Here is a 10,844-nt window from a genome sequence, read left to right on the forward strand (position 1 = left end):
TTGGCTAACTCATACAACAAATCTAAATAACGCGAGGATGACTCTAATGGCTGCTCCATAATGTCAAACCGAATCTGATGATCGTGGATCAATTGAAGGGCTGGAAGCAGTTGATTTAACTGAAGCCCCATACTTTGAAAATTAAGTACCACCAGAAACTGGTCTCTATAGGTTAATAAAAATTGTTCAAACTGTTCATCATAGGTACTATCTGTATTCGCAACAATTACTTTCTGACAGTTTCCTTGCTGAATCAATTGCCTGTACTCATCATCTGAAGTTGATTTAACTGTATACCCCATCACCTCATACCGCATTGTTTACATTTCCCCTCACTTTCTGTTTTAATCGAATTTGATGAAGTTTTCTCTATGCTAAACTGCTGACACACATGCTAACTATTTTTCTTTCTTTTTTCTGAATACCCTCTTATTTTCTTAACATTCTTTTTCCTCAATTGAATAATTAGTACCACAAGTAAAATAACAATGATGAGCATAGCTCCTAAAATAAACCACATCCAATTATTTGTTTCTTCTTCAATTCCAATAGCCTGTTCATTCAATTTTTTTGCTGTTTCTCTCGTAATATTAAACTCTTCATCCCATTTCCACACCTGTTGTGTTTTATCTGACTTGGCAGTAAGTACTAGTTGATACGTCCCCGCTTCAAATCTTTTATCATCCATTCGAATCCCAAAATCAAAGGAGCTCGTCGGTGCCATGCGATAACCACTTTGATTACTTTCTTGATAAACTAATGTCTGATTCTTTTTAAACACCTTAGCTTGAAAACGAATATCATCTATTAAACTTGCTGTTGGATTCTCTAACGTTACTTTAATGACATTTCTTTCAAGAATTTGAGACGCTTTAATCTCTTTCAAAATCATGTCAGAGGAAACAGCAACATCCGTTTCAGTTAGACGAACTCCCAAACTGTATTCAAATTTATTAACAACGGCCATAGGCTGATTTTCCGTTACCTCTTCTTTATCATCTGAATTGATTAATGTCACATATATTCCACCTAAAACGATTCCATCAAATGACTTTTCAGGCATCTTTAATTCAATTGGAACTCTAAGCTTGCCTTTCTTAGGAATTTCAACTTCTTTATCAACATTGGTTATATCTGAAAAACTAATGATTCGGCTCGGCAGTCGATTAGTTTCATCTGATTCTGAATAAATAATGACACCATTATCATTTGTTTGACCTGGATTAGTCTTTATACGCACCTTGACATCCTCATCACTTGTATTAAATAATTCAACTTCAATAATCTGATGTTGGTTAGGAGTCATTTTTAAATCAAAATAAGTTGCTTGACTTTGCTGATTTTCTGGTAATATTGCTTTCATGCCAACAGGCATACCAGCAGCTAGTCCCGAGGAACTCTTTACCACAAACCAAAACACTACTAATAAAATGCTAATCGTTAATCGAATATCTATCCTTTGATTCTTCATTCCCTTTAACTGAGACCTCTCTTTTTCTAACAAGATTTTCTCACCCACAAACTGTCTCTATATGAAAAGTGGCAGTAGAAATTCTTCTGCCACTTTTTGTGATATCCTAATTAGTAGATACTTTATGGCGCATCAGTTAAACTCCAGACTAGATCTGTTTCATAGGTCGTATTCTCTTGGATTATTTGTCCTTTTGGAATCATCAGCTTAACAGCTGGATTACGATCTTTTTTAGTCAAGTCCACCTCTCCAGTTGTCCCCGTACCATCTTGCCCTTGACCAGATGTTTTAACCTCAATCGTTCCTGCATGCATGGTCCAAATTCCTGTCCCACTGCCAGAATCTGGTGTATTTGCAGCAGACAATAACGGAACTTTCTCACCTGTCGAAATCATTTGTGAGGTAGCTGCTAATTGAGGAAACATGCTCGCTTCCTGATTAGAAAAACCTTTAACCTCCAAAGCACTTAATGTAATTTGTGCGCCAGTAATCTTTTTAGAATTTTCATTCGTAAATACTCCATCATTAGATACTTCTAATTTCCACCCTAAATTATCGGCACCTCTGGCATCTGTAATTTGGAGAGAACTTGGATATTGTTTGGTTGCATTTCCTAAATCTGTTTCAAATAAACCATAATAATTTTGCGCAGTTGCAGACAATTTGTTGTTATCGCCAAACTTAATATGTGAAACACGATCTAAACGTAAAGCTCCAGTTGTACCCGGCCCAACTGGTAACTCAGGGTCTGTTGGGTCTGTTGGGTCTGTTGGACCAACTGGTGGCGTTGTCCCACCTTCATCTACCTCAAACCCTACCGTTCCATTACTCGTCGCACTTTTTGTTTCAGCTAATGCGGTTGAAGTCATGCTTAACGCTACTAAGCTCCCCAATCCCATAATTAATAATCCTCGTTTTTTCATATCCATTTCCTCATTTCTATTTTCTTTAAATGCTATCCACCAATGACCAAGTAAATGTTGTGTGGTAATTTCCTTCTTCCTTTTTAGTCTTACCAGGAATAGTTAACTCAACTCCACTATTGGCCTCTTCTTTTGTTCCAAATAATATTCCCCAGCTTCCTCCTCCAGTCCCTTTTTGTGCAGTAACAATAGAGACATTTTGATTAGAATCACCGTCTAAAATGACTGGTTCTTGAGAAGAAGCCAATGGAGTCGTCCCACCCCCTGACAGTGAAACAGCCGTAATTGACGAAAAAGAAAAACTCGTGCCAGTCAGCTCAAAATTGTTCTCATTTTTAAAGGGATAGTCTTGACGTACTTCCAATCGCCAACCTTTTTCCCCTCCTCGATTATCAGTAATTTGAATAAAGTGAGGAACTTTTTTCTGTTCAAAGGGGCTCAATTCCTCTATCACTGGTAAAAGAGCTTCATAGGTGGTAGTCTCATTGCTCATTTTTTGTGTCCCAAACTGATAATTAGAAGCCTCATTGATACTCAAAGGGCCTGCTGTTCCAGGATGAACGGGTTTAATTGGTTTTTCAGGATCTAATGGATTAACAGGTGGTACTTTTGCCTCATTTTCCACGAAAGAAGCCCTATTTGATGTTGAGACAGCCGCCAGTGACTCTAATTGATTTCCTAGCAAAGTTACTACTAGCAAACCAACTAAAAGAATTCTTTTTTTCACAGTGCCTCACCTGCCGTTCTCTTCAGCCGCTGATAGCAAACAACCATTCCTAATAATAAGATAGCCACACCCAATACCATAATTCCGAGACATTGTACTTCTCCCGTAGTTGGCAAATTCCCCGCCAATAATGCTGTGACACCTTTTTTTGCCTTCTGCGGAATATCAGTTGGAGGTATCGGCTTATCAGTTACCTTTCCACTATAAGTAAAGCTACTCTCCACCTGCATTTCGGCTGCTTCTATCGTCTGGGGAATACTCATGACTAAGAAAATAATGCTTATTTGGATAATATGTCTGATAACTTTCACCAAAAATCCCCTCCTTTCAACTAAATAACTCTCACATTCTTTTCTAATGTTCTCTTTTTCTCTTTTTTGACGACTTAGACGTTTTTTTTCTTGCCACTTTTTGATGTTTTTTATCTGTTCGTCGGTTAACCATAAACAAAATTAATACAGCTACTATCAGCAAAATCAAAATAAGAATTCCAATAAAAACATAAAGAAGCAGCTTATCTTTCTCTGTTTCTACAGCCGTATCATTTAGTTTTTTCGCTTCTTGACTTGTAATTTCAAATACTTTTTGAAATTCCCACTCGCCTTCTTTTGCCTTAGCCTTCCCTTCAAATCGGTATTTACCTGCACGGAATTCTGATTTCCCCCACATAACGCCAAAATCAAAATTAGAATTAGGCGCCATCGTCATGCCTTGACTTGTTTGCTCATACAAAACCTTTTTGTCCTTCTCTTTATACACCTTACCTGTTACTACAAGATCTGTAATCGCTGCGGACTCTGGATTCTGCAATGTTGCTTTAATGGCATTCCGATAGTTAAATTGTGAGGCCTTTACATCAAGTAATTGGATAGAAGGCTGAACGGACGTATTTATTTCACTTAATTGAATAGCAACTTCATACGAATAGTTATTAACTATCTGCAAGCTTTTTTTTCCTTGATCAGTGTCTTTCTTTGGCTTCTTTTGTTTAAATTGAATGCCACCTAACAAGACACCATCAAAGGATTCTTTTGGCACTGTCAGCATAATGGGATAGCTAATAGTTGTTTTTGGAGCTAATACCACTTCTTTTTCATACTTAACCAAATCGGCAAAAGATACTGGTAAGCTAGCATCTAATGGCTTTTTACTTGAACCGTATTGAACATCTCCAGCATCACTTGTGCTTGCACTATTAATATCGACAAGAACTGTTACCTCTTCTTCAGAACTATTTGTCAGCTCTACTTTTAATTCTTGAGAGCTACCAGAGACTACTTGTAAATCAAAATAACCTGTTATACCTTCTTTTTGATTGTCAGGAAGAATCGGTTTTTGTGAAAAACCGATTCCTTCCGCCAATGCTGTCCCACTCATCAAGAAAAATAGCGCTAATCCAATTATCAGTCCTAATGATTTTCTGAACCGCATTCAGTTTCCTCTTTTCTTCCATAATCGTTATCCGTACTTATTACAACTATTTTTTAGAGAGGTCCTGCCGTAATTGTCCAAGTTAAATCCGCTTGATAACTTCCGACCTTAGCTTGTGATGTGGCTGGCACAAATAATTGAACCCCTGTATGTGTGGTATTAGCAGTGGCATTAGCGATTGATTTCTCACCAAATACCAACGTATGAAGACCAGACCCTTTTTCATTTGGTGCACTATAAATAGTGTTTGCTGTGGCAGTAATAGCTTTATAAGTTTTGCCAGCATCATTAGTAGGCAATGTCGTTGTTTTCCCATCGCCTGTTGCTTGACCTTCTGTGAAACCAGCTAAACGAATTTCTGCGCCTCTTAACGTATCAGTAGCTGATCCACCTTTTAGTTTAAAATCAGTCGCACTTACTTTGACTTTCCACCCTTTATGTTCTCCAGAAAGATCCGCTACCTGTAAGAAGTTAGACATAAAATACTCTGTTTCTTCTGTGTCTGTAGGGATAAATTTTACGACTTTAGCATCATACGTTTTATCTACTGCCGCGATTTTTTGACTACCAAAATCAAAATTAGTCACATGTTGAATGCGTAAGGCACCTGTTGAACTTCCACCATCACCAGGATCGGTTGTACCACCTCCGCCTCCGCCTTCTTCTCCCGGATCCACTGGACCACCTGTATCTTCATCATCCCCAGCTGTAAATGTTACACTTCCTTTTGTTGTAGCGTCATTCGCTGCTGCAAAAACAGGTGATGTGCTACTCATTAAAAGACTCCCACATACTAATGTTGATAAAACGACTGCTGATTTTTTCATTCCTATTTCCTCCATTATGATTATTTTCTGAAATAAGTACCGTCCATTATCTTAGATGGTTCTAATATCAGTGTATTCCTATAAAGTCCTGTTACATTTGGGAAACCTCTTCCCTCCTTCATAGGTAGACTTAGCCACCTTGTTAGTATGGACCATTAGTTAATGTCCACATAATTTCTGTTGAATAAGTTTTTAATTTTGGTGTTCCAGCTGGAATATTAAGTACTACCCCTGAAGTTTTGGTCCAGTTATCTGGAATATTCACCACATTATCAGGATCATCCTCTCCGATTCCCGTCACTTCCTTGATGGTTAATGGCACACCTGGTAAAAATGCTTTTGCTTTTGTCACACCAGCAATGGTTTCCACATACTCCAAAGCTCCTGATAATTTAGCCACCACTTCGCCCTCTTCTACAGCTTGTAAATCAGTTGCAATAGTTGCACTAATCTTCCACTTTGGCTCCTTCACAATCCTACTATCCTCTACTTCCAATTTGAATGAATTTGGACTAGTTCGAGTATCGAGAACTGAGAGAGCTAGTTTCCCATTTTTTCCAAACGTCAATGATTCGGACACATCTCCAAAACGTAAAACATCGTAAGCCGTTGTAAAGGTCTTGGCTATAATCGTACTTCCCGGTGTAATACCTTTAAAGCTAAATTGAGCGACTTCCCCTGTCTCTGATAAATTTGTACTAAACTCAGCAGTCGTCTGCATCACATCATCATATGTGAGCTTAGCTTTATTTTTATCATTTTTATAGGTTAATTTATAAGCTCGACTATTAGGATAAATCAATTGGTAGTCGATTCCCACAGCCAATGGAATCTGTCCAAAGTTCGCTGCCCCGTCCTTACCAACAACAGCAACAATCTCTTTTCCTTTCTCATCTCTAATCGGAGTCCCATCGCTTTTTTGTAGTTTTAGTGACATTCCTTTTGACGGAAGTGATTTTCTTTGACTTACCGTCCCATCAAAATACTCGTAAGCAACCATAGCTGAAAGGCTTGTCGCCTTATAGACTGGCGCGTTCAATTCATATTTAGGTGCATGACCTGCAATAGCTTTATCACTCAAAATAAATTCGCTACGACCATTCTTTGTTAACCATCCTAATGTCTTATCTGTTTCATCCATCTTGACGCTCGCATTTTCACTAGCAAGTTCAGAAGGCGTATACCCTGCTTTTATTAACTTGGAGAAATCCACTCCAATCTTATATGTCTCACCATTTTCAAGTTCTTCATTATAGACATAAAACCCCGATTGACCATCAGATTCAGTCGTTTGTCGTTCATCTATTTTTTCAAATTTTGTTCCAACTTTTTTATACAAACTAACCGTTTGACTATCAAATAACGGTTCTTGATTATCCACCAAACCATTAAGTGTCAAATCATCGAACACATGACCAGAAATTTCTAAAGCGCCTGGTTTTTTCGTTTGAACCCTGACACGATTTGATTCCGCTGTTTTTTTATCAGAATGATAAGCAATCGTATTATAAGCTAAATACTTGATTGCCTCAGTGCTTCTCGGAGCATCTGCTGGAACCTGAAGTTTAAAGTTTAAAAGAACGGAATCACCAGGTATGAGGGACTCTTTTAACGTTAATTTAAGAGCTTGAACATCTGTTATATTTTCTGGCAGACTTCCCCAAGGTGCACCTGCAATGACATTGCCACTTCGATCCCATCGTTCAGGCGTTTCACTTTCGGAATACGTCATTGTATAACCATTAATAGGTAGTTCTTTTCCATTTTTTTTGATGCCTTTTACTGAGCCTGTCAAGAATAATTGAAAAGCCGAATTACGAGCTGTACTAGACAAAATTTCTGTATCATTGGCGTAAGGTAAGATATCAATCACTGATACGTCTTTCATTTCTCTTGTTCCAGTGTTTTTTATTTCTACTTGATAATCGATTGCTTGCCCTGGAACAGTTTCCATAAGTGAGGTGGGATCCGTCACATTAATATAGTTATCTGTTGAAGTGAGCTTAACCTTTGAATAGATTTCCAAATTATTATCTTCTACCACTTTTAGCGTGTTCCGATAAGGGACATACTGGGTACTTTCGATTCCTTTTGAAGCAAGATATTCCCTCACTTCTTTTGAAACTCCCTTAGCAGAATCGCTTAAGGGGACTTTGTCAGTATTCGTGTAATTATCTCGAACAGCTGATCCAAACCCAAATAAGACATCATAATTACCAGAAAAAGCTTTATCAATATTAAAAGTGTATTCCGTTTTCCAGTGTGTATCATAGGTACCGTCCGTCTTAGTCAGAGGATAATCATCTTTAAAAAAATAAATCGTTGAGCCATCTGCTAACATTTTACTCTCATTAACAGTACTTCCTTGTTGAGGTACTACTCGATACGTAGAATTTCCCATACGATAACCAGAAGAATTTTGAAAAGGCAGGAGAAATCCTTCACTATTCTTTTTAACTATCACACCTGGTGGAACTATAACAAATCGGTAAGGTTTTTCAAATGGCGCGTACTGAGGTGAAACCATCGCATGTCTCGTAATGAATGATTCACCATTTTTATAACTACTATTAAATCCTGACGTTTCGCTATTATTTACACCCAATGTTCTTACAGAAGAAGTAAAATCCTTAACTGTAGATACTAAATCGGCTGATTTAGGAACGGATACTAACAAACCATTATTATTATCTAAATAAGAGTTAGACTCATTCACAATAGTATAGGTATCACCTGATTTAGCCCCTGAATAGGAATATCTAATAAGAGCAGGTGAGTATATCTCATAGCCTGTTATTGTTTCTGGATAAGCTAATTTGATTTTTTTTATGTCCTTTTTATTTTTTACATTTTTAAATGTTAATCCTTTCCAGCCAGCTACTGGTTCTTTTAACTCAGTCCAAGTATCTGGTGAATCCGTTTTGTACTGATAATAAAGACTTCCAAACGTTACACTATTACGGTAAGTATAAGATTCGGGAGTCAACCCTTCTGGAACAACATAGACGGACTGATTATCTGTTATTCCTTTCCCAGCGGTATTTACACTAGGCCATATTGTCTGATCTAGAAAGCCTTCTCCAGCAGCTATTTCTTTTTGACTATCAGTTCGATAAGAAACTGTCGATTTAATCTCTGTTACAGTCACTATCATTGAGGTAGATAAAATTAAACGTTCGCCATCATAATAGGAATATTTATACTCGTAGGTGCTCCCTGGAACAGCGTTAGCTGGTATCTTAAAATTTGTATAAGCCCCCCACTGATTTTGCGTCATTAAATATTGACCTGTTTCAGACGTCTGGACATCTCCCTCCTTTTTTGTGACAACTCTACGATTTTTATCATTTCTTTTATCTAAAGCCCCACTTTCTGTGATAGGTCCTTGACGTAAAAAATCCCAATGACCTTTTGCATTTTCATTTATTGCCTCTGTTTTAATAATAAAATTTTCAAATTGACGAGTAGTCCACTCAGGAACTGTCACTATGCTATTACTAAAAGCAATAGTTTGTCCGGGCATTCCTGAGGCACTAAGAAGTTTATTAAACTTCAAATTAGTTGTTGACGGAGCAGTATATGTTACCCCACTAACTGAAAAAATAGGCCCTGTCACAGTCTTTTCTTCATAAATGGCTCCTGTAGATGTTGTTCCAGAAAAAGTCGCTTCAAGCCCAAAAGTACTTCCTGCTTTCCCGGCCAATGCGCCTGGAATTACGTCGAATACGATGGATGGTAAATCAGTTGTACTCAATCCATCCTTAAACAAATACACCAACGTATTATCAATATAACTATATTGATAATCTTTTATCTTTGAACTAGCAGTCAAATCCTTGGTATAACCTTTTAACCATAAACCTGTTCCAATTTTTATTGTTAATTTTCCATTATAAAGTGGATTAGCTGTATCAGTTGTTCCAGGAGTGACTTTTAAGCCAACACTGTCTGTGGCGCCTGATAAACTAGTCTTACTTGGAGTGCTAAATCCTAATGTAAGCTTATCTCCTGCAGAACTTTTCGTTTCACCACGAACATCACTTTCAGAAAATTGTTCATCTCTTTTTCTAACAGCCGCTGACTCTTTGCTACTTTCTATTTGTTTATTTTCTTCACTTACAGGCGTCGCCACTATTAACGTAATGTTATTAGATAATTGTCCCTTTGATGAAGCTCTCAAGGTATATTCTCCGAGGGTACCATGAATTAGTAATTGCACACTGGATTCTTGCTTTCGCTCTTTTGATAGACAGACAGTTACCTCATTACTCTTAGAGTCATAGCTAATTCCTTTCTCTAGCTTATTTATAAGCAATGTTTGAGATAAATCCAACGTTAGTCCTTCAGGCAAAACAAGTGTGACAGCTTTTTCAAAATTGTCTTCGTCTTCCACATTAAGTGTAGCTATCTCAGTTGAGGATACCGTTGAGGATTGAGTTGATAATTTGATTGTCTGAGATTTTGCAGATATTTTTTCTGTATAGTTGAATACAGAAAAGCCTACTATCATCATGCATATCAGTGCTCCTATGATACTTATTTTCTTTGTCATTATTATTACTGCTCCCTTTCTCCTTTACTTAACAAAATAAAAGGTCTTATTCTGAAAAATAGTAAAAAATCTTAATGTGAATAAACACGCTCTCCACAAAAACAACTAAGCTAGTTCAGCACTAAAAAACTACTCCTACAAAATCTACTCCTACGTGTCAGAATGAAGTGCAACACCCTTTAACTCTTTTCATTAATTGACTGTTATTATTAACTTACACATCTTTTAACTAACACGGAGGTTATTTATGTCATATAATCACTTATCATCAGAGGATCGCGGCAAAATTGAGGCTTGGTTATTCGACGGACTCTCTCAATCTGAAATAGCCGCTCGTTTAGGTCGACATCGCTCAACGATTTCAAGAGAGATTAAACGGAATTCCGAGACTAGAAAACCAAATAGTCTTGCCTCGCTGCCTTATCAGGCAAGTGGCGCAACTCATTTAGCCCGCATGAGAAAAGCGAATTGTGGTACCACTACCAAAGCCACGATCCATAACGTTAGAACCATTAAGAAATACCTCGATATGAAGTGGTCACCAGAACAAATTGCCCATGCCGTACGGAGTATTAAACTTTGTCGAAACACGATTTACAACTGGATCTATAGACAAATTATTGACTTTGACATAAAAAACTTACGACATCATGGGAAAAGACATAAACGGAAGAATAAGGGAAGAGCCCTTAAACGACCCGTCTCCAGTTTTTACAAAAATAGGACTGTAAATGACCGACCAGAAGAACTCATTAATCGCACCGATTTTGGTCATTGGGAAGCTGACTCAGTTGTGTCTAAACGTGGTGTATCAGCTTGTTTAGCAACGTTTGTAGAGCGAAAGACACGGAAATACGTTGCGATTAAGATGGCGAATCAAGACTCCCATTGTATGTTGAAAGCAATGAAACAG

General features: G+C 37.6%; 9 protein-coding genes. 1 reads left to right on the forward strand and 8 read right to left on the reverse strand.

Features of this window, described 5'->3' with window-relative positions:
- The 8 genes from AC5KOD_RS03715 to AC5KOD_RS03750 all read right to left on the reverse strand — a co-directional run.
- The coding region (locus AC5KOD_RS03715) for a hypothetical protein (protein WP_496913189.1) at window positions 1-317 on the reverse strand (317 nt) is incomplete at its 3' end.
- A gap of 77 nt (window positions 318-394) precedes the next feature.
- Window positions 395-1,519 carry a WxLIP family cell surface protein gene (locus tag AC5KOD_RS03720; RefSeq protein ID WP_496913190.1) on the reverse strand — a complete coding sequence of 375 codons (1,125 nt, stop codon included), beginning with the start codon at window positions 1,517-1,519 and terminating at the stop codon, window positions 395-397.
- 74 nt (window positions 1,520-1,593) lie between these two features.
- Window positions 1,594-2,394 carry a WxL domain-containing protein gene (locus tag AC5KOD_RS03725; protein WP_496913191.1) on the reverse strand — a complete coding sequence of 267 codons (801 nt, stop codon included), beginning with the start codon at window positions 2,392-2,394 and terminating at the stop codon, window positions 1,594-1,596.
- 25 nt (window positions 2,395-2,419) lie between these two features.
- Complete coding sequence (locus tag AC5KOD_RS03730) at window positions 2,420-3,121, reverse strand: WxL domain-containing protein (protein WP_496913192.1); 702 nt, start codon at window positions 3,119-3,121, stop codon at window positions 2,420-2,422.
- Window positions 3,118-3,432 carry a hypothetical protein gene (locus AC5KOD_RS03735; RefSeq protein ID WP_496913193.1) on the reverse strand — a complete coding sequence of 105 codons (315 nt, stop codon included), beginning with the start codon at window positions 3,430-3,432 and terminating at the stop codon, window positions 3,118-3,120. The genes AC5KOD_RS03730 and AC5KOD_RS03735 overlap by 4 nt, the downstream gene beginning before the upstream one ends.
- Window positions 3,433-3,475: 43 nt before the next feature.
- Complete coding sequence (locus AC5KOD_RS03740) at window positions 3,476-4,552, reverse strand: WxLIP family cell surface protein (RefSeq protein ID WP_496913194.1); 1,077 nt, start codon at window positions 4,550-4,552, stop codon at window positions 3,476-3,478.
- A gap of 53 nt (window positions 4,553-4,605) precedes the next feature.
- A complete protein-coding gene (locus AC5KOD_RS03745) occupies window positions 4,606-5,379 on the reverse strand; it encodes a WxL domain-containing protein (RefSeq protein WP_496913195.1) in 774 nt (257 codons plus the stop codon).
- 142 nt (window positions 5,380-5,521) lie between these two features.
- Window positions 5,522-9,892: a hypothetical protein gene (locus AC5KOD_RS03750; RefSeq protein ID WP_496913196.1), complete on the reverse strand. Its 4,371-nt coding sequence runs from the start codon at window positions 9,890-9,892 to the stop codon at window positions 5,522-5,524.
- A gap of 286 nt (window positions 9,893-10,178) precedes the next feature.
- Here AC5KOD_RS03750 and AC5KOD_RS03755 point away from each other — a divergent pair.
- A partial coding sequence (locus tag AC5KOD_RS03755) for an IS30 family transposase (protein WP_496913197.1) occupies window positions 10,179-10,844 on the forward strand: 666 nt, incomplete at its 3' end.

Source organism: Vagococcus sp. WN80Y (assembly GCF_059621045.1).